Origin of the sequence: Streptomyces sp. HP-A2021, from assembly GCF_022807935.1 — a bacterium.
GTDB classification, from domain to species: Bacteria; Actinomycetota; Actinomycetes; order Streptomycetales; family Streptomycetaceae; genus Streptomyces; species Streptomyces afghaniensis.
In genome coordinates this window covers 1047748-1072200 of record NZ_CP094344.1, presented here as the reverse complement: position 1 = coordinate 1072200, position 24453 = coordinate 1047748, and the positions used below count along the sequence as shown (strand labels likewise).

21 protein-coding genes and 1 pseudogene are annotated in these 24453 nt (G+C 73.5%); 12 read left to right on the top strand and 10 right to left on the bottom strand.

The window, feature by feature from the left end:
• Nucleotides 1–7: 7 nt before the first annotated feature.
• Together MQE23_RS04965 and MQE23_RS04960 are read right to left on the bottom strand one after the other, a co-directional pair.
• Complete coding sequence (locus MQE23_RS04965) at nt 8–1447, bottom strand: FAD-dependent oxidoreductase (protein WP_020275904.1); 1440 nt, start codon at nt 1445–1447, stop codon at nt 8–10.
• A gap of 39 nt (nt 1448–1486) precedes the next feature.
• Nucleotides 1487–2731: a polysaccharide pyruvyl transferase family protein gene (locus MQE23_RS04960; RefSeq protein WP_243378370.1), complete on the bottom strand. Its 1245-nt coding sequence runs from the start codon at nt 2729–2731 to the stop codon at nt 1487–1489.
• A 248-nt stretch (nt 2732–2979) separates the two neighbouring features.
• Here MQE23_RS04960 and MQE23_RS04955 point away from each other — a divergent pair, with 248 nt between their 5' ends.
• Together MQE23_RS04955 and MQE23_RS04950 are read left to right on the top strand one after the other, a co-directional pair.
• Nucleotides 2980–3624, top strand: a complete 645-nt coding sequence (locus MQE23_RS04955) for a phosphoribosyltransferase family protein (RefSeq protein ID WP_243378369.1) — start codon at nt 2980–2982, stop codon at nt 3622–3624.
• 83 nt (nt 3625–3707) lie between these two features.
• Complete coding sequence (locus MQE23_RS04950) at nt 3708–4685, top strand: TerC family protein (protein WP_020275901.1); 978 nt, start codon at nt 3708–3710, stop codon at nt 4683–4685.
• A gap of 18 nt (nt 4686–4703) precedes the next feature.
• Here MQE23_RS04950 and MQE23_RS04945 read toward each other — a convergent pair whose 3' ends face one another.
• The 4 genes and pseudogenes from MQE23_RS04945 to MQE23_RS04930 all read right to left on the bottom strand — a co-directional run bounded on the left by MQE23_RS04945 (nt 4704) and on the right by MQE23_RS04930 (nt 9714).
• Nucleotides 4704–5894: a CaiB/BaiF CoA-transferase family protein gene (locus MQE23_RS04945; RefSeq protein ID WP_020275900.1), complete on the bottom strand. Its 1191-nt coding sequence runs from the start codon at nt 5892–5894 to the stop codon at nt 4704–4706.
• A 113-nt stretch (nt 5895–6007) separates the two neighbouring features.
• Nucleotides 6008–6700: pseudogene (locus MQE23_RS04940) on the bottom strand (helix-turn-helix domain-containing protein); the annotation flags it as partial.
• A 792-nt stretch (nt 6701–7492) separates the two neighbouring features.
• Nucleotides 7493–8467: an alpha/beta hydrolase gene (locus tag MQE23_RS04935; RefSeq protein ID WP_020275897.1), complete on the bottom strand. Its 975-nt coding sequence runs from the start codon at nt 8465–8467 to the stop codon at nt 7493–7495.
• Complete coding sequence (locus MQE23_RS04930) at nt 8464–9714, bottom strand: MFS transporter (protein ID WP_243378368.1); 1251 nt, start codon at nt 9712–9714, stop codon at nt 8464–8466. Before MQE23_RS04930 ends, MQE23_RS04935 begins: the two co-directional genes overlap by 4 nt.
• A 110-nt stretch (nt 9715–9824) precedes the next feature.
• On the opposite strand from MQE23_RS04930, the gene MQE23_RS04925 reads away from it, so the two are divergent.
• Nucleotides 9825–10811, top strand: a complete 987-nt coding sequence (locus MQE23_RS04925; RefSeq protein WP_243378367.1) for a MarR family transcriptional regulator — start codon at nt 9825–9827, stop codon at nt 10809–10811.
• A 4-nt stretch (nt 10812–10815) separates the two neighbouring features.
• On the opposite strand, the gene MQE23_RS04920 is transcribed toward MQE23_RS04925, so the two are convergent.
• Nucleotides 10816–11046 carry a hypothetical protein gene (locus MQE23_RS04920; RefSeq protein WP_020275894.1) on the bottom strand — a complete coding sequence of 77 codons (231 nt, stop codon included), beginning with the start codon at nt 11044–11046 and terminating at the stop codon, nt 10816–10818.
• Nucleotides 11047–11163: 117 nt separating this feature from the next.
• Between MQE23_RS04920 and MQE23_RS04915 the strand changes: the two genes are divergently transcribed.
• Nucleotides 11164–12069, top strand: a complete 906-nt coding sequence (locus MQE23_RS04915; protein ID WP_243378366.1) for a LysR family transcriptional regulator — start codon at nt 11164–11166, stop codon at nt 12067–12069.
• Between the two features lie 37 nt (nt 12070–12106).
• Here the strand turns inward: MQE23_RS04915 and MQE23_RS04910 are convergent, their stop codons facing one another.
• The gene (locus tag MQE23_RS04910) at nt 12107–12685 is read right to left on the bottom strand and encodes a TetR/AcrR family transcriptional regulator (protein WP_243378365.1); all 579 of its coding nucleotides are present in this window, start codon (nt 12683–12685) and stop codon (nt 12107–12109) included.
• Nucleotides 12686–12924: 239 nt separating this feature from the next.
• Here MQE23_RS04910 and MQE23_RS04905 point away from each other — a divergent pair, with 239 nt between their 5' ends.
• From MQE23_RS04905 to MQE23_RS04890, 4 genes are read left to right on the top strand one after another with little or no spacing between them, the layout of a single operon-like run.
• Nucleotides 12925–13467, top strand: coding sequence for a 2Fe-2S iron-sulfur cluster-binding protein (locus MQE23_RS04905; RefSeq protein WP_037672286.1), 543 nt, complete (start codon nt 12925–12927; stop codon nt 13465–13467).
• Complete coding sequence (locus tag MQE23_RS04900) at nt 13464–14456, top strand: xanthine dehydrogenase family protein subunit M (protein ID WP_243378364.1); 993 nt, start codon at nt 13464–13466, stop codon at nt 14454–14456. Before MQE23_RS04905 ends, MQE23_RS04900 begins: the two co-directional genes overlap by 4 nt.
• Nucleotides 14453–16567, top strand: a complete 2115-nt coding sequence (locus tag MQE23_RS04895; protein WP_243378363.1) for a xanthine dehydrogenase family protein molybdopterin-binding subunit — start codon at nt 14453–14455, stop codon at nt 16565–16567. The genes MQE23_RS04900 and MQE23_RS04895 overlap by 4 nt, the downstream gene beginning before the upstream one ends.
• Nucleotides 16560–17696 carry an XdhC/CoxI family protein gene (locus MQE23_RS04890; protein WP_243378362.1) on the top strand — a complete coding sequence of 379 codons (1137 nt, stop codon included), beginning with the start codon at nt 16560–16562 and terminating at the stop codon, nt 17694–17696. The genes MQE23_RS04895 and MQE23_RS04890 overlap by 8 nt, the downstream gene beginning before the upstream one ends.
• Before the next feature lie 133 nt (nt 17697–17829).
• On the opposite strand, the gene MQE23_RS04885 is transcribed toward MQE23_RS04890, so the two are convergent.
• Complete coding sequence (locus MQE23_RS04885; protein WP_037670353.1) at nt 17830–18393, bottom strand: NAD(P)H-dependent oxidoreductase; 564 nt, start codon at nt 18391–18393, stop codon at nt 17830–17832.
• A gap of 130 nt (nt 18394–18523) precedes the next feature.
• Here MQE23_RS04885 and MQE23_RS04880 point away from each other — a divergent pair, with 130 nt between their 5' ends.
• From MQE23_RS04880 to MQE23_RS04870, 3 genes are all read left to right on the top strand, one after another.
• Complete coding sequence (locus MQE23_RS04880; protein ID WP_020273890.1) at nt 18524–19192, top strand: TetR/AcrR family transcriptional regulator; 669 nt, start codon at nt 18524–18526, stop codon at nt 19190–19192.
• Between the two features lie 94 nt (nt 19193–19286).
• Nucleotides 19287–20324, top strand: a complete 1038-nt coding sequence (locus MQE23_RS04875; protein WP_037670368.1) for a LacI family DNA-binding transcriptional regulator — start codon at nt 19287–19289, stop codon at nt 20322–20324.
• Nucleotides 20325–21045: 721 nt separating this feature from the next.
• Nucleotides 21046–22482 carry a benzaldehyde dehydrogenase gene (locus tag MQE23_RS04870; protein WP_243378361.1) on the top strand — a complete coding sequence of 479 codons (1437 nt, stop codon included), beginning with the start codon at nt 21046–21048 and terminating at the stop codon, nt 22480–22482.
• On the opposite strand, the gene trxA is transcribed toward MQE23_RS04870, so the two are convergent.
• Nucleotides 22479–22871: a thioredoxin gene (gene trxA, locus MQE23_RS04865; RefSeq protein ID WP_020273887.1), complete on the bottom strand. Its 393-nt coding sequence runs from the start codon at nt 22869–22871 to the stop codon at nt 22479–22481. The two genes, MQE23_RS04870 and trxA, sit on opposite strands and share 4 nt — an antisense overlap.
• 118 nt (nt 22872–22989) lie before the next feature.
• Between trxA and MQE23_RS04860 the strand changes: the two genes are divergently transcribed.
• Nucleotides 22990–24420, top strand: a complete 1431-nt coding sequence (locus tag MQE23_RS04860) for an NAD(P)/FAD-dependent oxidoreductase (protein WP_243378360.1) — start codon at nt 22990–22992, stop codon at nt 24418–24420.
• The last annotated feature ends 33 nt before the right edge of the window (nt 24421–24453 follow it).

Here is a 24453-nt window from a genome sequence, read left to right as displayed (position 1 = left end):
GCCCGCGTCAGCCGCCCACCGGCAGGTCGATGCGCAACCGGGCGCCCTGCCGCAGCAGTTCCCGCTGCACGAGCCGGTACGGCACACCCCGCGGCCCGTGCTTGTGACGTACGGTCAGCGCGGCGCACACTCCCGCCGCCTGCCCGGTCGCCATCGCGATCGGCATGACCCGGTACGACGAGTGCGCCACGTGCGTTCCCGAGATGCAGCGGCCCGCCACCAGCAGCCGCTCCGTGCCCTGCGGCACGAGACAGCGCAGCGGGATGTCGTAGAAGCTGCCCTCGGGCACCCGCTTCAGGGTCGTTCCGGAGCCGCGCGGGTTGTGGATGTCGACCGGGTAGGCGCCGTGCGCGACGACGTCCGGGAAGCGGCGGGCGGCCAGGATGTCGTGGCCGGTGAGGTGGTAGTCGCCGACGACGCGCCGGGTCTCCCGGACGCCGATGTGCGTGCCGCTCTGCACCACGTACGACTCCTCGAAACCGGGCACGCGGGTCCGCAGGAAGCGGTCGATCTCCGCGAGCTGGCGCCGGGCGGTGTACTCGGCCCGGGTCAGGTCCCACACGCTGGTGCCGAGCACCCTGGTCACGCGGGTGCTGTTGACGCTGACCTCGCGCGGATGCGGCGTCGCGAAGAACAGGATGTCCTCGCGCGGCAGCCGCAGATCACCGTCCGCCCGGGCCTCCTCGACCAGGTCCCACAGGCCGTGCACGCCGCGCCACTGGTCGGGATGCTCCCGCACGTACTCCGCGAAGTCCGGCCGGGCGAAGTCCGCGACCCGGAACATCAGCGTCATCGGCTGCACCAGCCCGTCCTCCGGCCGGCCGATCTCGTACGGCGCCCCGCAGGCCGCCGCGACGTCGCCGTCGCCCGTGCCGTCCACGACCACGTCGGCGTCGATCACCACCGGCCCCGACTTGGTCTCGAACACCACACGCCAGCCGTCGTCGAGGCGCAGCGCCGTGGAGGCGAAGGCGTGGAACAGCATCCGCACGCCCGCCTCGTCCACCATGTCGAGCAGGACCAGCTTGAAGAGCTCCGGGTCGAAGGGGACCGTGTACCCGGTCCTCGGCGAGGGCTTCAGACAGCCGCCGCGCCCCATGAGCCGGTCCAGCAGCCGCCACAGCACCCCCTGGACGACCGGCTCGCCCTCGCCGTGGTCGGTGGGCAGCAGGCGGGCGTCCTCGCCCGACTCGCTGAACGTGGCCTGCTTGTGCTCGTTGTGGAACGACATCAGCGGCATGACCAGCGCCGCCGTCGCGTTGCCGCCGAGGAACCCGTAGCGCTCCACCAGGACGACCTCGGCCCCGGCGTCGGCCGCGGCGACCGCCGCGGCGAACCCTGCCGGGCCGCCGCCGACCACCAGGACCTCCGTCCGGCCGCCGTGCCGGGCGGGCCGTTCGGGCAGGGTGACCGTGCGGGGCTCGCGCGGTTCTTGCAGGATCGGCATCGGTGTCCTCCCGCGGGCGGGGCCTAGGTGGCGCCGGCGTCACACGCCCAGCGGGCGGGGTTCGGCAGTGGGCGCGGGCGGTGCTTCCGCCTCCGTGTCCAGGAGGGCAGCGGTGCCGACGGCCGACGCCGTCCCGCCGTCGACCTCGTCCAGCAGCAGTCCGCAGCGTGCGCAGGTCTCCCGGGCCTGTGTGGACAGCTCCCGGACGCGGGAGTGCAGCTCCTCCCGCCGCTCCGGGTACTCGTCCCACAGCCGGTCCACCTCCGCCAGCAGCAGCCCGGCCTGCTCCCGCGCCACGCCCACCAGGGCCGGAGCCCCCATCCGGCGTGCGAAGTCGAAGACCTTGCCGGAGTAGGGGAGCGGCAGCACCGGCAGCCCGGAGAGCGCCGCGAAGATCACGAAGTGCAGGCGCATGCCGACCGCCAGATCCAGATGGCGCATGAAGCCGAGCACCTGCCCCGGGCTGTACGAGCCGTGCAGGATCCGACCCTTGTCGGGAGCGGTCATGTGGGACAGCACGGCGTGCGCGTGCCGCACGTCGTGCCGCTCCATCGGCAGGAACACCACGTGCGCGTCCAGTCGGCGGACGAGGAAGTCGGCGACGTCCGCGAGCAGGGCGTGGTAGTCGCCCTCGTCCAGCTTCTCGGCCGCCCGGCCCGGCTCCCGCACCGACATCCCCACCAGCCGCGCGTCGGTGGGCACGCCCTCGTGGCGCATCATCTCGTCGGTGAACGGCTCCGGCTCCAGCAGCAGCGCCGGATCGGCGGTGACGACGACGTCGCGTTCGACACCGACCTCCTCCAGCACCAGCTTGGACTCCTCGTCCCGCACCACGACGTCGTCCATGTCCGCCAGCACCGTGCGCACGGCCTCCCGGTCGTCGGGTTCGCGCAGCGGGCCGGCGCCGATGGCGTAGGCGAAGGTGCGGATGCCGCGCTCCTGCGCGGCCCGGACCAGGCGCAGATAGCGGCGCGCCTCGCCGTCGAAGAGGAGCCCGCCGCCGCCCAGGACCAGCAGATCCAGTGAGGCCAGCGTGTCCAGGACCTGGTTGCGGCTGACGCCCTCCCAGTCCACCACCTCGTCGGCGCCCGGGTGATGGGCCCGGGTGTGCTCGGCGTTCCGGCTGAAGACGACCAGGCGGGCCTCGGGCCGCTGGGCGCGCAGACAGCGCAGGACACAGGTCAGGATCGACTCGTCGCCGATGTTGAAGCCGCCGTAGGAACCGAGCACGCCGATGCGCGGGCCCGGTCGGGCAGGCTGCGGATGAGAAGGGGCAGTGGTCATCCGGGTGCTCCCGTCGCGTCGGAGTCTGCTCAGTGGCCTGGTGCGCCGGTGGTGCGGAGAGTCCGTGCCCGTGCGTACGGTTCGTGCCGTGCGCACGGTCCCGGGTTGCCTGGGCCGCACGGCCGGAAACACCCCGCGTTCCGAGTGTGACGGAGGTCCGGAAGGTGCGCATTGTCCGGTGGGTCAGGGGTACGTGGGAGCCGGACCGGCCGGGGGCTGTCTCCGTGCGGGAAGCAGAGGTGACCGTCATGCGGTTCCGTGATCGCCGGCAGGCCGGCGGCGAACTGGCCGAAAAACTGCGCACCCGGCAGAGCGAGGGTGCGTTGCCCGATCCCCTCGTCCTCGCCCTGCCCCGCGGCGGCGTCGCCGTGGCGCGCGAGGTCGCCGGGGCGCTGGACGCCCCGCTCGACGTGCTCGTCGTACGGAAGATCGGGGCGCCCTTCCAGGAGGAGCTCGGCGTCGGAGCGATGGCCGGGGACGAGGTGCCGCTCCTCGACGAGGAGGCCATGCGCCACCTGGGCCTCCGGGAGGCCGCCCTCGCGCCCGTCATCGAGCGGGAGCGCGCGGAACTGCGCCGCCGCGAGGCCTTGTACCGGCAGGGCCGCCCCGCACCCGATCTGCGCGGACGCACCGTGATCGTGGTCGACGACGGCCTGGCGACCGGTTCCACGGCCCGGGCCGCGCTGCGGTTCGTCCGCCGCCAGGCGCCCGAACGGGTGGTGCTGGCCGCGCCGGTGTGCTCCCCGGAGGCGGCCGAGCTGATGCGCGCCGAGGCCGACGAGGTGATCTGCCTGCACCAGCCGACCGCGTTCATGGCCGTGGGCCTCTGGTACGAGAACTTCGACCAGCTGACGGACCAGGACGTGCTGGAGGCGCTGCACGCGCAACTGTGATCGATTGTTCACCTGACAGGTGTGGCGGAAATCAGCCACGACGGACAACGATATCCATCCCCACACCTGTAACAGGAGCACCAGTGAACGTCTCCCTCTCCGTGTGGCTGCTGACCGTGGCAGCTCTGTGCCTGCTCGTCGCCGTCGACTTCTTCGTCGGCCGCAAGCCCCACGACGTGTCCGTGAAGGAAGCCGGGACGTGGACGGTGGTGTGGATCGTCCTGGCCGCGCTGTTCGGGCTGGGGCTGTGGTACTTCGGTGGGAGCGGGCCCACGGGTGAGTTCTTCGCCGGTTACATCACCGAGAAGTCGCTGAGCGTCGACAACCTCTTCGTGTTCGTCCTGATCATGGGGAAGTTCGCGGTGCCCTCGCAGTACCAGCAGCGGGTGCTGATGGTCGGCGTGCTGATGGCCCTGGTGCTGCGGGCCGTCTTCATCGCGGCCGGCGCGGCGATCATCTCGGCCTTCTCCTGGGTGTTCTACATCTTCGGCGCCTTCCTCGTCTGGACCGCATGGAAGCTGGTCCAGGACGCGCGCAAGCAGGACCACGAGGAGGAGTACCAGGAGAACAAGCTGCTGAAGATGGCGGAGCAGCGCTTCGGCGTCGCCGACCGCTACCACGGCACGAAGCTGTTCATCACCGAGAACGGCAAGCGGATCATGACCCCGATGCTGGTCGTGATGCTCGCCATCGGCTCCACCGACGTGCTGTTCGCCCTCGACTCCATCCCCGCGATCTACGGGCTGACGCAGGACCCGTACATCGTGTTCACCGCGAACGCCTTCGCCCTGATGGGCCTGCGCCAGCTGTACTTCCTCATCGGCGGCCTGCTGAAGAAGCTGGTCCACCTCTCCTACGGCCTGTCGATCATCCTGGGCTTCATCGGAGTGAAGCTGGTGCTGCACGCCCTGCACGAGTCGGGCGTCCACGTGCCCGAGATCAGCATCCCCTTCTCGCTGACCTTCATCGTGCTGGTCCTGGCCGTGACGACGTTCACCAGCCTGCGGGCCTCGAGGAAGCAGGAGGCCGAGGAGGCGGAGCGGATCACCGGATCCCGGTAGGTTCTCCGGCCGAGGGCGTCAGACGACGCCGTCCGCGCGCAGGGCCGACACCTCCTCGTCGGTGCGGCCCAGCTCGGCGAGGATCGCCGCGGTGTGCTCGCCGACCGCCGGTACGGGGTCCATCCGGGCGGGCAGGCCGGCGAGGTCGGCCGGCGGGAGCAGGGCCTCCACCGTGCCGCCCGGCACGGCGACCTCTGTCCAGCGGCCGCGGGCGGCCAGCACCGGATGGTCCAGGAACGCGGCGACGTCGTTGACCCCGGCGCAGGCGATGCCGATGGCCTCCAGGTCCTTGAGGATCTCCTCGGAACCGGAGCGGGTGAAGCGGGCGGCGAGGATCACGTCGAGCTCCTCGCGGTGGGCGACCCGGTCGGAGGCGGTGGCGAAGCGCGGATCGCCGACCAGCTCCGGCCGGCCGAGGAACTCGGCGCACAGGGCCGCCCACTCCCGCTCGTTCTGGATGGAGAACAGCACCTCCTTGCCGTCGGCGGCCTCGTACGTCCCGTACGGCGCGATGGTGGCGTGCTGCGTGCCCAGTCGCGGGGGCTGGGTGCCGCCGTGCCGGGTGTAATAGGCGGGCTGGCCCATCCACTCCGCCAGCGCCTCGAAGAGGGACACGTCCACCGGATGGGCCTCGCCGGTGACGGCGCGGGTGTACAGGGCCGTGAGGACGCCGCTGTAGGCGTACATCCCGGCGGCGATGTCGGCGACGGAGATCCCGGTCCGGGCGGTCCCCTCGGGGGTTCCCGTCAGGGACACCAGCCCGGTCTGGCACTGCACGAGCAGGTCGTACGCCTTGCGGTCGGCCCAGGGGCCGGTCGTGCCCCAGCCGGATATCGTGCACGGGATCAGACCGGGGCGGCGGCTGGTGACGGTGGCGGCGTCCAGACCGAGCCGGCCGGCGGCGCCCGGGGCGAGGTTCTGCACGAACACGTCGGCGCCGTCGAGGAGTTCGTGCAGGATCTCGCGGCCCCGTGGGTCCTTGAGGTCCAGGGTGAGGGACTCCTTGGAGCGGTTCAGCCACACGAAATAGCTGGAGTGGCCGTGCACGGTCGTGTCGTACCGGCGGGCGAAGTCGCCGCCGCCCGGCCGCTCCACCTTGATGACCCGGGCGCCGAGGTCGGCGAGCTGCCGGGTGGCGTAGGGCGCGGCCACGGCCTGCTCCAGGCTGACCACCGTGACCCCGGCCAGGGGATACCGCTGCACGCTCATGCCTCATGCTCCTGAACCTCGTACCGGACGGCGCCCGGACAGTCTCTCCCAGCCGGGCGGCGGCGGCACGGACCCCTGGACGCGATCCGGATCACCCGGTCCGGGCGGGCGCGCTACGGCTCCGGCCGGGCCAGGTGCCGCATCGCCAGCGCCAGTTGCAGCCGGAGCCGGCCCTGCGGGGTGCGCACCGGCCAGCCGAGCAGGTGCTCGGCGTGGGCCAGCCGGTCCTGGAGCGTGGAGTGGTGGACGTTGATCTCGTTGGCGGCCGCCCGCAAGCTCGTCGTGGCCGCGACCGCGTGCAGGGTCGCCGGCAGCCAGGGCGTGGTCGCCGCGGCCGTCTCCAGGGCACGGACGTCGGGCGGCGGCTCGGCGCCCGGTACGACCAGATCGGCGAGGAGGGCGATGCCGCCCAGCTCCTCGGCGTGCACGACGCGCGGCCCGGGGTCCTGCGGGGTGCCCTCGGCGGTGAACCGCAGGGCGGTACGGGCCTCGGCCCAGGACCGGGGGAGTTCGAGCACGGGCACGGCGGGCCCGACTCCGAGCCGTCCGACCGCGTCGGTCTCCGTCCCGGCGGGTACGACGCGTGGCCGCTCGTGCAGCGGGGCGAGAGCCCGGGCCGGAAGGGTGGTGTCCAGACCGAGGCGGCGGGCGGCATGCAGCCGGGCCGCTTCCGGGGCCGTGCCGTCGAGCAGGGTCTCGACCAGCGCGGGATCGTCGGCCGGGACCCGCCCGCGGGTACGGTCGAGAACGAGCCGCAGCACACCGGCGGCCCGCTCGAGAATCACCGCGTCGACCACACTGGACGCGACCCGGGCCTGCCCGACGTGGCCGACCCGGGACACCGCCCCGGCACGGCCGGTGTCGACCGCTTGGGACGCCGCCCTGGTGCGGTCCGCGTTCGCGACGCCGGGCGTCACCCCGGCGCGGCTGGTTTCGGTCAGGCCGGACGCCGCCCCGGCACGGACCGTTTTCACGCCGCCGGGTGCCGGCGCGGTGCGGTCGGGCGCGCCCAGTGGGGACGCCACCCCAGCTCGGTCGCTGTCCACGGCGCGGGACGCCGCCCCGGCACGGCCGGTGTCGCCCACCTGGGACGCCGCCCTGGCGTGGTCCGCGTTCGCGACGCCGGGCGTCACCCCGGCACGGCTGGTTTCGGTCACGCCGGGCGCCGACCCGGCCCGGCCCGTGTCCACCACCCCGGACGCCGCCCCGACCCGCTCCAGCCAAAGGGCCGCCGTGCCGTCCGGGGCCAGCCGGGCGGACGGCCAGGCGGGGTCGGGCGGCTCATCCGTGTCCCGGCGGGTGCCGTCGGGCTCCACACGTACGTGCACGCGGCGTTCGGGGTCCACCAGCCGGGCCGGGCAGCCGGACAGTACGGCGGCACCGCGAACGAGTGCCTCCACACCGGCCCTGGTCTCGGCCAGACGGTCGAAGTAGGCGATGACCCGGACCGCCGCACCGGCATCCGGATCGAGCGCGGTCAGGCGCCCGGCCAGCTCTTTCATAGGCCCCATGGTGCGGCATGGGGCCGCCGAACGGGCCCCGCTCGCCGGTGGCTGCCCGAGCGCTCCGCCGTGGCCGACGCACCGGGCGCCCGCCCGTCACGCGCCCAGCAACCTCCGCAGCCAGCTCACCTGCGCCGCCCGCGCCGACTGGGAGAGCGCCGCCTGGGGTGCGAAGCCGTCGAAGCCGTGGAAGCCGCCGGGCCAGACGTGCAGCTCGGCCACGCCGCCGGCCTGCCAGATGCGCGACGCGTAGGCGACGACCTCGTCCCGGAAGGTCTCCGCAGAGCCGACGTCGAGGAACGCCGGGGGCAGCCCGGTCAGGTCCTCGGCGCGGGCCGGTGCCGCGTACGCCGGTACGTCGGGGCCGCCGCGCCGCGAGCCCAGCAGCGCCGTCCAGCCGGTCTCGTTGGCGGTGCGGTCCCACACCCCGAGGCCCGCCATCTGGTACGTCGACGGTGTGTCGTTGCGGTCGTCGAGCATCGGGCACATCAGGACCTGCCCGATCGGCTGCGGCCCCTTGCGGTCCCGCGTGAGCAGGGCCAGGGCCGCGCACAGCCCGCCACCCGCGCTGGCGCCCGCGATGACGATCCGCTCGGCGTCGGCACCGAGCTCGGCGGCGTGGTCCGCCGTCCACAGCAGCCCGGCGTACACGTCCTCGATCGGCGCGGGATGCGGATGCTCCGGTGCCAGCCGGTACTCCACCGACACCACCACCGCGTCCAGCGCCTGCGCCCACGCCAGCGGGACGTCGACGCCGACCCGGTTGTTCCCGATGACCATGCCGCCGCCGTGCACGTGGTAGATGACGGGCCGCGCCCCGGCGCTCGCCGGAGCGGTCGGCCGGCAGATCAGCAGCGAGATCTCGGGCTCGCCCTGCGGCCCGGGCACCTGCCGGTCCTCCACCTCGAACGTCCCGCCCATCGTCAGGTCCAGATCGGCCAGCAGCTGTATACCCGGGCCCTGGCGGACCTCGGCGATCTCGTCGAGGGTGAGACCCGGGCTGATCATGTCCTTGATCAGCTCCAGGGCTCCGGCGAGTTCCGGGTCGAACGGGGGCGGAACATGCGTCATGACGTCTCCTCGGGTGAGGTCGCGGCGGCTCGTGCTGCCAGGATCGGTCCCGCCGCGCCGGGCCCGGGCGCCGCCGTCCGGCGGAACCTGCCCGCCGTACGGCGGGTGGCGCACCGGTGGTGGGCGAGTGCCACCGCCGTGAGCGCCGCGACCAGCGCGCACACCCCGAGCCACCCGAAACGGCCGTACGCCCGCACACCCAGCCACGAGCCGACGGCGCCACCAAGATACGCGCAGGTCATATAGGCGGTGGTGAGCCGGCTGCGCACCTCGGCGCGCAGTGTCTGGATCCGCACCGTGTTGGCGACCATCCCGGACTGCATGCCGACGTCGAGCAGCAGCGTGCCCACGACCAGGGCCGCCACCCCCGCCGCACCGCCGAGACCGCCCACCGCCAGCACCGCGGCCGAGGCGCCCACCACCAGGAAGCACACCCGGTTGACCGCGTCCGGCCCTCGTCGGTCGACCTGGCGGCCCGCGACCGGCGTGCACACCATGGTCACCGCGTTGACCAGGGCGAGCAGCCCCACGGCCCCCGCGCCCAGGCCGCCGTACACCGGACCGGTGAGCAGCAGGGCCACGCCGGTCCACACCGCGGAGAAACCGGCGAACACCAGGGCCTGGTACAGGCAGGAGCGGCGCAGACCGGGTTCGGTGCGCAGCAGCCGCAGCGGCTCGGCCAGGAGCGCCGCGTAGCCCTGGGAGGAGGGCGGGGACGTCCGCGGAAGCAGGCGCGCCGACAGCGCGGCCACCGCCAGGGACAGCACGGCGGCCAGGACGTACGGGGCCCGCCAGCCCAGCCAGTCGCCGAGCGCGCCGCCGGCGGTGCGCGACAGCAGCATGCCCGCGAGGGAGCCGCTGAGCAGGGTGCCGCCGGTGACGCCACGCCGCTCCTGCGGCACCAGACCGGCCGCCAGCGGCCCGGCGAGCGGGGCCGCCACCGTCGTCACCCCCACCAGGGCACTGGCGACGACCAGCGGGACCAGCCCCGGCGCGGCGCTCGCCGCGAACAGCCCGAGGCCGGTCAGCGTCAGGAGGCTGACCAGCAGCGGGCGGTACGGCAGGCGGTCGCCGAGCGGGACGAGCAGGCAGATCCCGGCCGCGTAGCCGAACTGGGTCGCGGTGACGACGCCGGCGGCCGCGTCGGGCGAGACGTGCAGCCCGGACGCGATCAGCGGGCTGATGGCCTGGGGGAAGTAGACGTTGCCCACGGCCGCGCCGCAGACGAGCGCCAGGGCCAGAATCACCCGGGGACTCGCGCCCGGGTGCGCTGTAGGCTGCCGTCGATCGTGATCCGTCATGGACCGAAGTCCACGCCATGGCAGGGCGGTTGCCAAAGGATGTAGCGGGGGCCTCAATGATCAGCTTCCGGCTCGACGCCGCGGACCTCGCCGACACCCGCTTCGCCATCTCGCCCCTGCGCGAGGTGATGGGCAGCCTGCGCGCCCTGCGCGCCCCCGCGCTCTACCCCCTGCACGTGCGGTGGCGCGCCGCCGTGCTCCAGAAGCTCGACCCGGCCGATGCCCGGCTGCTCGCGGCCCTGGTGGGGGACACCCTGGCCCTGCCCGACTTCCTGACCCCGAGGCCGGCGTCCTTCGCGCCCACTCTCGACGAGCAGCTGACCGTCGTACGGGCCACACCCGCGCAGACCGTACGCCGTGATCTGCTCGCCGCCCACGCGCCCAGGCCCCTGCCGCCCGCCCTGCGGGCGGTCACCGCGCCCAGCGACGCACCCGTCGCGGAGCTGCTGGAGGAGCTGTGCGCACTCCTGCGGCGGTACTGGGAGTCGGCGCTGCTGCCGTACTGGCCCCGGATGCGGCTCGTGCTGGAGGCCGACATCACCCACCGGGCCCGGCAGCTGGCCACCGGCGGCGCCCGGCTGCTCTTCGCCGACCTGCATCGCAATCTGCGCTGGGACGACGGCGTACTGCACGTCGACCGGATGCGCGGACACCACCATGTGGACGGCTCCGGACGCGGCCTGCGCCTGGTGCCGTCCCTGTTCGCGCACCAGGCGGCGCCGCCGGTCAGCGCCGCGGAACCGCCGATGCTCGCCTACCCCGGCCGGGGCGCCGCCACCCTGTGGGAACCGGAGCCCGAGCCGGACGCACCCGCCCTGACGGCCCTGCTCGGCGCGCCCCGCAGCACGCTGCTGCGGCTGCTGGCCGAGCCCCTGCCGACGGTGGAGCTGGCCCGGCGCCTCGGGGTGACCCCGAGCGCCGTGTCCCAGCACCTGCGCGTCCTGCACGCGACGGGCCTGGTCACCCGCGCCCGCGACGGCCGCCATGTCCTCTACCGGCGCAGCTCGCTGGGGGAGCAGCTGGCCCAGCACGGCTCGGTCTGACTGCTCAGTGGCTCGTCGTGCCCGACCGAGCCGGAGCGGACCCGGACGGCGGCCTGCTGCGCGAGACGACGCGCGTGCCGCAGCCGTCGACGACCCGGACCTGGAGCGAGCCGCATCCGCAGCGCGTCCATTCGGTGCGGCCCGTCGCGGTGGTGTGCCGGGACAGCACCTGGAACGGCTCGCCTCCGTCCGGCCAGCCGCAGTGCGGGCAGACGGTGCCGGTGGTGCTGGTCATGTCTCTGACTCCTTGTATGTCGTGGCTGGTTGACCGTCGCGACACAGCAAGGGTGCGTCGAAGAATCCGTACACGTCCAGGTTGACTTTGTGGACGGCATTGTGAAGCGTGGGCTTCATGATTGACCTGCGCCGGCTGCATGTCCTGAGGGCGGTCGCCCACTACGGCACGGTCACCGCGGCCGCCCGAGCCCTGCACTTCACCCCGTCCGCCGCCTCCCAGCAGATCCGCCAGCTCGCCCGTGACCTGGGTGTCGACCTGCTGGAGCCGCAGGGGCGCGGGGTGCGCCTCACTCCGGCCGCCGAGAGCCTGCTCGCGCACGCCGACGCCATCCAGGCCCGCTGGGACCAGGCGGAACTCGATCTGCGGGCCGACCACGGGGCGCCGTCCGGCGTGCTGCGCGTGACGGGCTTCCCCGTGGCCATCTCGGTCCTGCTGGCGCCGATGGCGGCCCGGCTGGGGGAGCGGCACCCGCGGCTGTCCGTACGGATCACCGAGGCGGGCGTCCCGGAGAGCTTCGACCTCCTCTTCGAGGGTGACATCGACCTGGCGATCGTCGAGTCGACCCCGTACAACCCGCCGCTGAGCGACACGCGGTTCGACCAGCAGCCGTTGCTCGACGACCCGTTCGACCTGGTCGTCCCCGACGGGCACCGGCTGGCCGGACGGGCCCGGGTCGATCTCGCGGAGGCGGCACACGAGGCGTGGATCGCGCCGGTGGAGGAGAGCCCCTGCCGCACGCACATCATGTCCGCCTGCGGCGCGGCCGGTTTCAGCCCCGGCGTCGTCCACCACTCCCTGGACTGGAACGTCGCCGCCCACCTCGTCGCCCACGGGCTCGGCGTCGCCCTCATCCCCCGCCTCGCGCATCTGACCCCGCATCTCCCGATCACCCGGGTGCGCTGCGAAGGCAACCCCCACCGCAAGCTCCTGACCTGCACCCGCGGCGGCGGCCACGCCCGCCCGGCGGTGGCGGCGGCGCTCCGGGAACTACGGGAACTGGCCCCCACGGCAGTCGCCTGAAGTAACTCCGGGCTGCGGGGAACTGTGCGAACCCCCGTCACCGCCCGGGCGCCCCCACCCGCAGCGCGTCCATGACGAGGTCCAGCAGGCGGTCGGCGCGGGGTTGCCAGTCGGTGTGCGGGTCGATCGTCCACAGGCCGCCGACGGCCAGGAAGAGATCGTCCGCGGTGATGCCCGGACGGATGGTGCCGGCCTTCTCGTTGGCGCGCAGGAGGAGTTCGGCCGCCTCGGTCAGCGGCGTGGGGGACGGCTTCGCCGGCTTTCCCGGCGCGCCGGTGGCCTGGCGGATCGCGTCGGCCAGACCGGCCTTCGTCATGGCGAACTGCGCGCAACGGTCCAGCCACTCGCGCAGCGCCCGGTCCGGTTCCCGGCACTCCAGCAGCGGTGCCGCGGTGTCGGCGACCTGCTGCATCTCGTGCCGGTAGATCTCCATGACGAGCGCCTCACGGCTCGGGAAGTGACGGTAGAAGGTCCCCTGCCCGACGCCCGCCTTCTTGGCGATCGTGCTCAGCGGGGCGTCCGCCGCGCGCGTCAGCTCGACCAGCGCAACCTCCAGGATGCGCTCGCGATTGCGTTGCGCGTCCGAGCGCAACGGCGCGTCCTTCTTCTGCCGCACTCGCCCTCCTCGCGGTCCTTGGCCGAAACCCGGCCCTTGTTAAGCGGACAGTTGTCCGTTACGTTTCCGGGTAACGGACAAGTGTCCGCTTGCTCCATCGTATCGGCGGGACGTCCGCGCGGACAGCCCGGGACGGCCGCGCCGCGGCAGGCCTGCCCCGCATCCTGCACCGTTGCGAACCGGCCCCGCCACCCACGACCCCTGCCGCCTGACCGTGCGACGTGAGAAAGAAGGCTTCCATGCCCCCATCGACGTCCAGCGACCTCACCCTGTCCGTCAACGGCGAGAAGTACACGCTGACCGTCGACCACCGCACCACCCTCCTGGACGCCCTGCGCGAGCGCCTGGATCTGACCGGCACCAAGAAGGGCTGCGACCAGGGCCAGTGCGGTGCCTGCACGGTCCTGGTCGACGGCCGCCGGGCCGTGTCCTGCCTCCAGCTGGCGGTGGCGGCCGAAGGGCGTGAGATCACCACCATCGAGGGCGTGGCCGACGGCGATCAACTGCACCCGGTGCAGCAGGCGTTCCTCGACCTCGACGGTTTCCAGTGCGGTTACTGCACGCCGGGGCAGATCTGCTCGGCCATCGCCCTGATCGAGGAGCACGCGGCGGGCTGGCCCAGCGCCGCCACCGACGACATACGCCCCGACGCGGGACCGCCACCGCTGACACCGGAGGAGATCCGGGAGCGGATGAGCGGCAACCTGTGCCGCTGCGGTGCGTACGTGTCGATCGTCCAGGCCGTGGCCCGCGCCGCCGAGACCAAGGGAGCGGCAGCATGAGGGAGTTCGGCTACCAGCGCGCCTACGACGTCTCCGGCGCCGTGGCGCTGCTCGACGGTGACGGGGAAGCCCGTTTCCTGGGCGGCGGCACCAACCTCGTCGACCTGATGAAGACCGGCGTCGAGCGGCCCGCCCTGCTCGTCGACGTCCGGGAACTGCCCCTGAACCGGATCGAGCCGACCGCCGACGGCGGGCTGCGCATCGGTGCCACCGTCACCAACAGCGACCTCGCCGCCCACCCCGAAGTCCGGCTCCGCTACCCGGCGTTGGCGCAGGCGGTGCTGGCCGGCGCCTCCGGTCAGCTGCGCAACATGGCCACCGTCGGCGGGAACCTGCTCCAGCGCACCCGCTGCGGCTACTTCGCCGACGTCTCCTCCGCCTGCAACAAGCGCAACCCCGGCAGCGGCTGTCCGGCCGTCACCGGTGAGCACCACAATCACGCCGTCCTGGGCGCCTCCGACCACTGCGTCGCGACGCACCCCTCCGACATGGGAGTGGCGCTCGCCGCCTTCGACGCCGTCGTGTCCTACGAAACGGCCGACGGGCCGGGGGAGTTGCCGCTCGCCGACTTCTACCTGCCGGTGGGTGAGACCCCGCATCTGGAGACGGCGCTGCCGCCGGGCGCACTGATCACCGGCGTCACCCTGCCGCCCACCCCGGTGGCCGCCCACTCCCGCTACCGCAAGGTGCGCGAGCGCGCCTCCTACGCCTTCGCCATCGGCTCCATCGCCGCCGCCCTCGACGTCGAGGACGGTGTCGTACGGGATGTCCGGCTGGCCTTCGGCGCGGTCGCCTCCCGCCCCTGGCGAGCCCGCACAGCCGAACGCGCCCTGCTCGGGACCCGTGCCGACGCCGAGAACTTCGCGGCCGCCGCGGACGCCGAGCTGGCCGATGCGAAACCGCTGCCCCACAACGGATACAAGGTGACCCTGATGCGCAACCTCGTCGTCGCCTGCTTGAGCGAACTCGCCGAGGAGGCCGCCCGATGACCACCGCCACCAAGGGCTCCGTCGGCACCTCCCACACCCGCGTCGAAGGCCGCGACAAAGTCACCGGCGCCGCCCGCTACGCCGCCGAGATCCCCTTCGCCGAACTCGCCCACGGCTGGCTGGTCCTGTCCACCGTCGCCCGCGGCCGCATCCGCGCCCTGGACACCGAGGCCGTGCTCCGGATGCCCGGCGTGCTCACCGTGCTCCACCACCACAACGCCCCGCGCGTCGACAACGACTATGTCGGCCTGCTGGGCGTCCCGCCGGACCCCAGCGTCGCCCTCTTCCAGCACGACCGGGTGATCCACATGGGCTGGCCGGTGGCGCTGGTCGTCGCCGAGACGTCCGAGCAGGCCAGGGAGGCCGCCGAGGCCCTCGTCGTGACGTACGACCAGGAGCCGCACGACGTCGCGTTCTCCGCCGAGCGGCAGACCGAGGCCTATCCGGTCGACGGCCATGCGCCGGGAGTGGTGGAGAAGGGCGACCTGGAGGCCCAACTCGCCTCCTCCGCCGTCGTGGTGGACGCGGAGTACACCACTCCGGAGGAACACCACAACCCGATGGAGCCGCACGCCGCGACGGCCCTGTGGGAGGGCGGCCGGCTCGAGGTCGTCGACTCCAACCAGGGCACCAGCTGGGTCGCAGGCGAGCTCGCGAACCTGTTCTCCCTCGACCCGGCCTCCGTGCGGGTGCGCTCCGAGCACGTCGGCGGCGGCTTCGGCAGCAAGGGCGTCCGTGCGCACCAGGTGGCCGCCGTGATGGCCGCGACGGTCCTGCAACGCCCGGTCAGGGTCGTCATGACCCGCCGGCAGATGTTCTCTCTCGCCGGCTACCGCAGCCCCACGGCCCAGCGGGTCAGGCTCGGCGCCGACGCGGACGGGAGGCTGCGCGCCCTGGAGCACCAGTCCCTGAACATGACCTCGTCCGTGCACGAGTTCGTGGAGCCGAGCGCCGCCGCGAGCCGGGCGATGTACGACGCCGACGCGCATCACACGGCCAGCCGGATCGTGCGGCTCGACGTACCGACCCCGACCTGGATGCGGGCCCCCGGTGAGGCGCCCGGCTCGTTCGCCCTCGAGGCGGCGCTCGACGAGCTCGCCGAGCGGTGCGGCATCGACCCGATCGAGCTGCGCGTGCTCAACGAGCCCGCGGTGGGCCCGGTGTCCGGGCTGCCGTTCAGCAGCCGCAACCTGATCGCCTGCTTCCGGGAAGGCGCCCGCAGGTTCGGCTGGGCCGACCGGGACCCGCGGCCCGGCGTGCGCCGCGACGGCCGCTGGCTGCTCGGCACGGGCACCGCAGCGGCCTCCTTCCCCGCGGGAGCCATGCCCTCCACGGCGGCCGTCACCGCGGAGGCGGACGGCACCTTCACGGTAGGGGTCAACGCCGCGGACATCGGCACCGGCGCCCGGACCGCGCTCGCCCTGGTCGCCGCCGACGCGCTGGGGGTGCCGACGGACCGCGTCCGGGTGCGTATCGCGGACAGCGACCTCGGTCCGGCGATGATCGCCGGAGGTTCGATGGGCACCCGCTCCTGGGCGTGGGCCGTCACAACGGCGGCCGAGGAGCTGCGGCAGAGCCTCGCGCCGGGCGCCGACATTCCGCCGGAGGGCATCACCGTACGGTCGAACACGGCCGAGGCCATCGGTGCCCTCGCCCAGAAGGAACGGCACTCCTTCGGGGCGCAGTTCGCCGAGGTCGCCGTCGACCCGGCCACCGGTGAGGTCCGGGTCCGCCGCATGCTGGGCATCTTCGCGGCCGGCCGGATCGTCAACCCGCTCACCGCCCGCAACCAGCTGGTCGGCGGCATGATCTGGGGCATCTCGATGGCCCTGCACGAGGAAGCCGTCCGGGACCGGGCCACGGGCGGCCTCTACGGCGCCGACCTCGCGGGCTACCACGTCGCCGCGCACGCCGACATCCCGCACATCGAGGCCGACTGGGTCGACGACCCCGACCCGGACGACCCGGTCGGCATCAAGGGCATCGGCGAGATCGGCATCGTGGGCGCCGCCGCGGCGGTCGCCAACGGCGTGTGGCACGCGACCGGCGTCCGCCACCGGCACCTGCCCATCCGTCCCGACCGTGTCCTGATGGCGGGCGGCGATGCTTGACCTCGCCGGGCAGCTGCACGCATGGGCCGAGGAGGGCCGGGACTTCGCCGTCGCCACCGTCGTGGCGGTCGGCGGCAGCGCCCCGCGCCCTCCCGGCGCCGCCCTGGCCGTCTGCGCCGACGGCACGGCCATCGGCTCGGTCTCCGGCGGCTGTGTGGAGGGCGCGGTGTACGACCTGTGCCTCCAGGCCCTCCAGGACAGGGAGACCAGGGTCGAGCGGTTCGGCTACAGCGACGAGGACGCCTTCGCGGTCGGACTGACCTGCGGCGGGGTCATCGACATCATGGTCACCCCGTACGACGCCGGCGATGCGGCCCAGACCGCCGCACTGCCGGCCGCCGCCCACGGCGAGCCGGTCGCGCTCGCCCGGGTGGTCCACGGCCCGGCCGGCCTCCTCGGCCGGGCGGTGCTCGTACGCCCCGACGGCACCCACGCAGGCGGCCTCGGCGGCCACGACGACCTGGACCGTACGGTGATCACCCAGGCCCGCGCCCTGCTGGAGGCCGGCCGCACCGGCACGATCGAGGTGTCCGAGGACGGCTCGCACTGCCCCGGCCGACTCACCCTGCTCGTCGAGTCGGCCGTCCCACCGCCCCGCATGATCGTCTTCGGTGCGATCGACTTCGCCGCCGCCCTCGTACGGGCGGGCAAGTTCCTCGGCTACCACGTGACGGTCTGCGACGCCCGCCCGGTCTTCGCGACCAGGACCCGCTTCCCCGAGGCCGACGAGATCGTCGTCGACTGGCCCCACCGCTACCTGGCGGGCACGGACACGGACGCGCGGACGGTGCTGTGCGTACTCACCCACGACGCCAAGTTCGACATCCCCCTGCTGACCGAGGCCCTGCGGCTGCCCGTCGCCTACGTCGGCGCCATGGGCTCCCGCCGTACCCATGAGGACCGCAACAGGCGGCTTCGGGAAGCGGGCGTGAGCGAGCGCGAGCTGGCCCGGCTCAGGTCACCCATCGGCCTCGACCTGGGCGCCCGTACGCCCGAGGAGACCGCCCTGTCCATCGCGGCCGAGATCGTCGCCGCGCGGCACGGAGGCACAGGGCGGCCGCTCACCGGCGCGAACACCCCGATCCACCGGGACGAGCGGGCGGCCGGACTGCTGTCGCAGCCGGTCTGAGCGGCGACCACACCGCCGACAAGCCGAAGCCGGGGACATGCCGGACCCGGCGACATGCCGGACCCGGCGACATGCCGGAGGGGCCGTGGCCGGCGACGGCCTCGGCCCCTCCGTGGCACCGCGCGTGAACGGGTCAGGCTGCGGCCGGCTCCGTGGCGTGGCCGTGCAGGCGGGCGACGACCTCCGTCAGCTGCGCGGCGACCTCGGCGTCGTCGGCCGGGTGCGTCTCGGCGAAGCGGGTCATCGAGCCGGGGATGGACAGCTTGACGTCCTCCAGCACCTTGCCGCCGGCCACGCCCACGGACTTGCGGGTCTCGTCGTGCGCCCAGACACCGCCGTACTGGCCGAACGCGGTGCCGACCACGGCGACCGGCTTGCCGCTGAGGGCACCGGCACCGTACGGGCGGGACAGCCAGTCGATGGCGTTCTTCAGGACGGCCGGGATGGTGCCGTTGTACTCGGGCGTGAACAGGAGCAGGCCGTCGGCGGCGTTGGCGGCCTCGCGCAGCTTCGCGGCGGCGGCCGGAACGCTGCCCTCGACGTCGATGTCCTCGTTGTAGAAGGGGATCTCCGCCAGCCCCTCGAACAGCGACACCTCCGCACCCTCGGGGGCGAGCTTGACCGCGGCCTCGGCGAGCTGGCGGTTGTGCGAACCGGCGCGAAGGCTGCCGACGAGGGCGAGGATACGAACAGACATGCTGACTCCCACGTAGTGAAGAACGGCTCCGAAACACTGCCGTTACGATCCGGACCGGGGTCCGTTTATTGTTCTAGCATCCTAACCGGACCGCGGTCCAGTTTTGTTCCCGATGCTTTACGCTGGCTTCATGTCCACCGTCCCGCCCCCCTTCCCGACGCCCCAGGAGTCCGTCGGCCACCCCGAGCTGCTCCAGCTGGGCACCGCCCTGGAGCCCGACGAGCCGTGCCTGCGGGCCGACGCCGCGCGCAACCGGGCGCGGCTGCTGGAGGCCGCGGCGCGGCTGGTGGCGGAGCGCGGCGCGGACGCCGTCACGATGGAGGCGGTGGCCGCCGAAGCCTGTGTGGGCAAGGGCACGGTCTTCCGCCGGTTCGGCGACCGCACCGGCCTGCTGACGGCGCTGCTGGACCACTCGGAGAAGAAGTTCCAGGCCGCGTTCCTCGCCGGGCCGCCGCCGCTCGGGCCCGGAGCGCCGCCCGTGGAGCGGCTGCGCGCGTTCGGCCGCGCGATGCTGCGCCGCTCGGCCGACGAACTGGAGCTGCAACTGGCGGCCGAGCCGGGCGCCAGTCGCCGCTTCACCGCCCCGCCCCGCCGGGTGCTGCGCCACCACGTGGCCATGCTGCTGCGGCAGGCCGTCCCGGAAGCGGACTGCGAACTGCTCTCCCACACGCTGATGGGCCAGCTCGACCCGGCGCTGATCCACCACCTGACCAGGCAGTGCGGGATACCCATGGCCCGACTGGAGGACGCCTGGGTCGACCTCGTCGACCGGGTGACGGGCACGGCCACGGGCGGCTGAGCGTCCGTCCGGGGCTCCCGTGACCGCTCACGGCTTCCACACAACTCCCCCGCCCGACAGGCGCATTGGGGCTTCTGCCAAGATGCCGTACGTCATGGTGCAGATACCCAAAACGCCCGCGCCCCCGTCGCCCGCACCGTTGCGCTCCGTGCCCACGAGCGCCGATGTGGCCCGCCTGGCCGGCGTCTCGCGCGCGACCGTCTCCTACGTCCTCAACAACACCAGCGCCGTACGGATCAGCGAGCCCACCCGCCGCCGGGTCCACGAGGCCGCGAAGGAACTCGGGTACGTCCCGCACGCGGCGGCCCGCAGCCTGCGCGCCGGGCACAGCCGTATGGTCCTGATCCCCGCGCCGACCTTCCCCGTCGGCCCGCTCTACAGCCGGTTCCTCACCGACCTCCAGGGCGCGCTCGGCAGCCTGGACTACACGGTGGTTCAGTACGGCACCGGCGGCCCGCACGGCGACGAAGCCGCCCGCGCCTGGGCCGAGTTGCGGCCCGTGGCCGTGCTCGTGCCCGGCTCCGGGCTCGGTCCGCGGGGGGTGGCGGTGCTCAAGCGCTCGGGGGCGCGTGCCGTCGTCACCCTCGGCCCCGAGACCATCGAGGGTGCGCACGCCCTGCTCATGGACCACGACGTGGTCGGCCACAGCGCGGGCGCTCACCTCTACGACCGGGGCAGGCGCCGCATCGGCGTCGTCGTCCCGCAGGAACCCGGCCTGGAGGCGTTCTCCGCGCCCCGGCTCGACGGTGTGCGCCAGTCCGTGCGGGGCACCGACGCCACCGTGACCGAACTGCCCCTCGCGTACGACGAGGAGGCCGCCGCGCACCTCGCCGCCCGCTGGCGGAGCCTCGGCCTGGACGCCGTGTTCACCTACAACGACGAGTACGCGATGCTGCTCATGCGGGCCCTGAAGGACGAGGGCATCCGCATCCCCGAGGAGACGGCCGTGATCGGCGCCGACGATCTGATGCTCGGCCGGCTGCTGCGGCCGCGGCTCAGCACGGTCCGCCTGGAACTGCCCTCCGGCCGTGAACTCGCCGAACTGGTCCACCGCGCCGTGCGCAAGCCCGGCACCGAGCCCGAGACGCACAAGGTGCTGGGCGCGACGGTGCTGCACCGCGAGTCGAGCTAGGGCCTGTCGTTTGGATCACCCCGCAGACGCGGGGCCTGGCACGCGCTGCCGATTTCCTGCGACCTGATCCAACCGACAGGCCCTGGCCGGCCGTGCCGGGTGCGGCTCAGTGGCGGCCGGCCGGTTCGCACGGCAGCCGGTCGGTTCGCGTGGTGGCCGATCGGGTTGGGGTGGCGGCGGGTTGGTTCGCCTGGGCCCCCTGCTCGGGTTCGCGTGGTAGCCGGTCGAGTTGGCGGGGGCGGCGGATTGCTTCACGCGGCCACCACTCGGCATCGCGCGGCGACCACTCGGCTTCGCTTGACAGCCGGTCGGGGTCGCGGGGCAGCCGGTCAGGGTCGCGCGGCGATCGGCGGGGTTCGCGTGGCGATGGGCGGGGTTCGCGTGGCCACCAGCTCGGGATCCCGCGGTCACAGTCGGGGTTCTGCGGTTGCCCCTCGGCAGCCGCTCGGGATCGCCGATCGGTTCGCGTGGCCCCGATCCGGATCGGGGCACCGATCCGGACCGCGCGGCCCCCGCGGAGGCCGGGTCGGCCGCTCGTCGGCCCGCGGCATGACTAGGATGTTGCATGCTCAACAAAACGGGGACGCGTACCGACGCCGCCGCGGCACGCACGGCTGCGGCCCGGGCGGCGCGTCCCGCCATGTGACCGCCGAACCGGCCGCGCACTCACGGGAGTTCCGCTCACCCCGTCAGCCGGTGACCGATCGATCGGAGAGCCGTCATGCCGTTGCTCGACACCAGGACCTGGCAGCCCCAGACCCTGACGGGCCCCGGGTACACCGTCACCGAGCCCGCCACCGGCCAAGCCCTCGGCACCCTCGCCCTCGCCGGCCCCGAGGACGTCGGGGCCGCCGCCGAGAGGGCCGCCGCCGCCCAGCTCGAGTGGGCCCGCGCCCCGCACTTCGCCCGGGCCGCCGTGCTCCGCAGGGCCGGCGACCTGTTCACGGCACACGCCGCCGAACTGCGCGAATGGCTCGTCCGCGAGTCCGGTTCCGTTCCCGGCAAGGCCGACTTCGAACTGCACGTCGCCGCCCAGGAGTGCTACGAGGCCGCCGCACTCGCCTCCCGCCCGGCCGGACAGGTCCTGCCCAGCGAGGCGCCGCGCCTGTCGTACACGCGCCGCGTCCCCGCCGGTGTGGTGGGAGTGATCTCCCCGTTCAACGCCCCGCTGATCCTGTCCATCCGCTCCGTCGCACCGGCCCTGGCCCTCGGCAACGCGGTCGTCCTCAAGCCGGATCCGCGCACCGCCGTCTGCGGAGGACTGTCCCTCGCCGCGGTCTTCGCCGCCGCGGGCCTGCCGCAGGACCTGCTGCACGTGCTCCCCGGCGGCCCGGACGCCGGACAGGCCCTGGTCGCCGACCCGCGCGTGCCGGTCATCTCCTTCACCGGCTCCACCCCCGCCGGGCGGGCCGTGGGCGAGGCCGCCGGCCGCCACCTCAAGCGGGCCCACCTGGAACTCGGCGGCAACTCGGCCATGATCGTGCTGGCGGACGCCGACCTCGACGCGGTGATCTCCACCGCCGCCTGGGGCTCGTTCTTCCACCAGGGCCAGATCTGCATGACCACCGGCCGCCACCTGGTGCACGCGTCCCTGTACGACGAGTACGTCGAGCGGCTCGCCGCCAAGGCCGACTCGCTCGCCGTCGGCGACCCGTACCGCGAACAGGTTCACCTGGGCCCGATCATCGACTCCGGCCAGCTCGCCAAGATCAGCGGCCTGGTCGAGTCCAGCAAGGCCGCGGGCGCCAAACTCGCCGCGGGCGGCACCCACGACCGGCTCTTCTACCGGCCCACGGTCCTCGCCCACGTCGGCGACCACACCCCGGCTTACACGGAGGAGGTCTTCGGGCCCGTGGCGCCCGTACGCTCCTTCACCACGCCCGACGAGGCGGCGGCCCTGGCCGCGCAGAGCCACTACGGACTCTCCCTGGGCATCGTCACCCGCGATACGGCCCGCGGCCTGGACCTCGCCGAGCGCATACCGACCGGCATCGTCCACATCAACGACCAGACCGTCAACGACGAGGCCGTGGCACCCTTCGGCGGAGTCGCCGCCTCCGGCACCGGCGCCCGCTTCGGCGGCGAGGCCAACCTGGAGGCCTTCACCGAACTGCGCTGGACGACGGTACGCGGAGACGTGGCTCCGTATCCGTTCTAGCCCTGCGGCGCCTGCTGGCCCTCCTGGGCCTGCTGCTCGGCGATCGCCTTGCGGACCTCGTCCATGTCGAGGTTGCGGGCCTGCCCGATGACGTCCGTCAGGGCGGCCTCGGGCAGGGCGCCCGGCTGGGCGAACACGGCGACCTGGTCACGGACGATCATCAGCGTCGGAATCGACTGGATACCGAAGGCCGCGGCCAGCTCCGGCTGGGCCTCGGTGTCCACCTTGCCGAACACGAGGTCCGGGTTCTCCTCCGCCGCCTTCTCGTAGACCGGCGCGAACTGCTTGCACGGCCCGCACCAGGACGCCCAGAAGTCGATCAGGACGAACTCGTTGTCCGTGACCGTCTGGTCGAAGTTCTCCTTGGTGAGCTCCACGGTGCTGCTCATGGCGTAAATCCCTCTTCCTGGTGTGGGTCAAGCCGTCGGCACAACACGGCCGACCTGGTACGTATTCCGCGCCCCTACCCGTGTGGCCAGGGCGCACACCACCCACCAGACTGACCTCATGACGGAAACGGAAACCAACGCGTACGACGTCGTGGTGCTCGGGGCCGGGCCCGTGGGGGAGAACGTCGCCGACCGCACCCGCGCGGCCGGTCTGACCACCGCGGTCGTGGAGAGCGAACTGGTCGGCGGCGAGTGCTCGTACTGGGCGTGCATGCCCAGCAAGGCCCTGCTGCGGCCGGTCATCGCCCGCGCGGACGCCCGCCGCGTGCCGGGCCTGAGCCAGTCGGTGCAGGGCCCCCTCGACGCGTCCGCGGTCCTCGCCCACCGGGACTACTACACCTCGAACTGGAAGGACGACGGGCAGGTCGGATGGCTCGACAGCATCGACGCCGACCTGTACCGCGGCCACGGCCGCCTGACCGGCCCGCGCACGGTGACGGTCACCGGCCCGGACGGCGGCGACCGCGTCCTGACCGCCCGGCACGCCGTCGCCGTCTGCACCGGCAGCCGCGCCGCGCTGCCCGGCCTGCCCGGACTCGACGAGGTCCGGCCGTGGACCAGCCGGGAGGCCACCAGCTCCAAGGACGTGCCCGGCCGCCTGATCGTGGTCGGCGGCGGCGTCGTCGCCACCGAGATGGCCACCGTCTGGCAGGCCCTCGGCTCGAAGGTCACCATGCTGGTGCGCGGCAAGGGCCTGCTGCCCCGGATGGAGCCCTTCGCCGGGGAACTCGTCGCCGAGGCGCTCACCGAGGCCGGCGCCGACGTCCGCACCGGCACGTCGGTGAAATCGGTGACCCGCGAGAACGGCACCGTCGTGGCCGTCACGGACACCGGCGACCGCGTCGAGGCCGACGAGATCCTCTTCGCGACCGGCCGCGCGCCGCGCACCGACGACCTCGGCCTGGAGACGATCGGCCTGGAACCGGGCTCCTGGCTCGACGTCGACGACAGCCTCCGCGTCACCGGCCACGACTGGCTGTACGCGGTCGGCGACGTCAACCAGCGCGCCCTCCTCACCCACCAGGGCAAGTACCAGGCCCGCATCGCGGGCGCAGCCATCGCCGCGCGGGCCACCGGCGAGACCCTCCTCGCCGAGCCCTGGGGCGCCCATGCCGCGACCGCCGACCACGCCGCCGTCCCCCAGGTCGTCTTCACCGACCCGGAGGCGGCGGCCGTCGGCCTGTCACTCGCCGAGGCCGAGCACGCGGGGCACCGGGTGAAGGCCGTCGACGTGGACCTGTCCACCGTCGCGGGCGCGGGCCTGTACGCCGACGGCTACAAGGGCCGCGCCCGCATGGTCGTGGATCTGGAGGACGAGATCCTGCGCGGAGTGACCCTCGTCGGCCCCGGCGTCGGCGAGCTCATCCACTCCGCCACGATCGCCGTCGCCGGCCAGGTCCCGATCGGCCGCCTGTGGCACGCTGTCCCCTCGTACCCGACCATCAGCGAGGTGTGGCTGCGGCTGCTGGAGGCCTACCGCGAGGCCTGACCTCCGGGTCGTCCGGCCGTCCTGCCCGTCCGG

What these genes read in the sequence shown, in the direction of transcription:
- MQE23_RS04965 (WP_020275904.1), bottom strand. Translation starts at nt 1,447, where the DNA reads ATGCCGATCCTGCAAGAACCGCGCGAGCCCCGCACGGTCACCCTGCCC.
- MQE23_RS04960 (WP_243378370.1), bottom strand. Translation starts at nt 2,731, where the DNA reads ATGACCACTGCCCCTTCTCATCCGCAGCCTGCCCGACCGGGCCCGCGC.
- MQE23_RS04955 (WP_243378369.1), top strand. Translation starts at nt 2,980, where the DNA reads ATGCGGTTCCGTGATCGCCGGCAGGCCGGCGGCGAACTGGCCGAAAAA.
- MQE23_RS04945 (WP_020275900.1), bottom strand. Translation starts at nt 5,894, where the DNA reads ATGAGCGTGCAGCGGTATCCCCTGGCCGGGGTCACGGTGGTCAGCCTG.
- MQE23_RS04935 (WP_020275897.1), bottom strand. Translation starts at nt 8,467, where the DNA reads ATGACGCATGTTCCGCCCCCGTTCGACCCGGAACTCGCCGGAGCCCTG.
- MQE23_RS04925 (WP_243378367.1), top strand. Translation starts at nt 9,825, where the DNA reads ATGATCAGCTTCCGGCTCGACGCCGCGGACCTCGCCGACACCCGCTTC.
- MQE23_RS04920 (WP_020275894.1), bottom strand. Translation starts at nt 11,046, where the DNA reads ATGACCAGCACCACCGGCACCGTCTGCCCGCACTGCGGCTGGCCGGAC.
- MQE23_RS04915 (WP_243378366.1), top strand. Translation starts at nt 11,164, where the DNA reads ATGATTGACCTGCGCCGGCTGCATGTCCTGAGGGCGGTCGCCCACTAC.
- MQE23_RS04905 (WP_037672286.1), top strand. Translation starts at nt 12,925, where the DNA reads ATGCCCCCATCGACGTCCAGCGACCTCACCCTGTCCGTCAACGGCGAG.
- MQE23_RS04900 (WP_243378364.1), top strand. Translation starts at nt 13,464, where the DNA reads ATGAGGGAGTTCGGCTACCAGCGCGCCTACGACGTCTCCGGCGCCGTG.
- MQE23_RS04895 (WP_243378363.1), top strand. Translation starts at nt 14,453, where the DNA reads ATGACCACCGCCACCAAGGGCTCCGTCGGCACCTCCCACACCCGCGTC.
- MQE23_RS04890 (WP_243378362.1), top strand. Translation starts at nt 16,560, where the DNA reads ATGCTTGACCTCGCCGGGCAGCTGCACGCATGGGCCGAGGAGGGCCGG.
- MQE23_RS04885 (WP_037670353.1), bottom strand. Translation starts at nt 18,393, where the DNA reads ATGTCTGTTCGTATCCTCGCCCTCGTCGGCAGCCTTCGCGCCGGTTCG.
- MQE23_RS04880 (WP_020273890.1), top strand. Translation starts at nt 18,524, where the DNA reads ATGTCCACCGTCCCGCCCCCCTTCCCGACGCCCCAGGAGTCCGTCGGC.
- MQE23_RS04875 (WP_037670368.1), top strand. Translation starts at nt 19,287, where the DNA reads ATGGTGCAGATACCCAAAACGCCCGCGCCCCCGTCGCCCGCACCGTTG.
- MQE23_RS04870 (WP_243378361.1), top strand. Translation starts at nt 21,046, where the DNA reads ATGCCGTTGCTCGACACCAGGACCTGGCAGCCCCAGACCCTGACGGGC.
- trxA (WP_020273887.1), bottom strand. Translation starts at nt 22,871, where the DNA reads ATGAGCAGCACCGTGGAGCTCACCAAGGAGAACTTCGACCAGACGGTC.
- MQE23_RS04860 (WP_243378360.1), top strand. Translation starts at nt 22,990, where the DNA reads ATGACGGAAACGGAAACCAACGCGTACGACGTCGTGGTGCTCGGGGCC.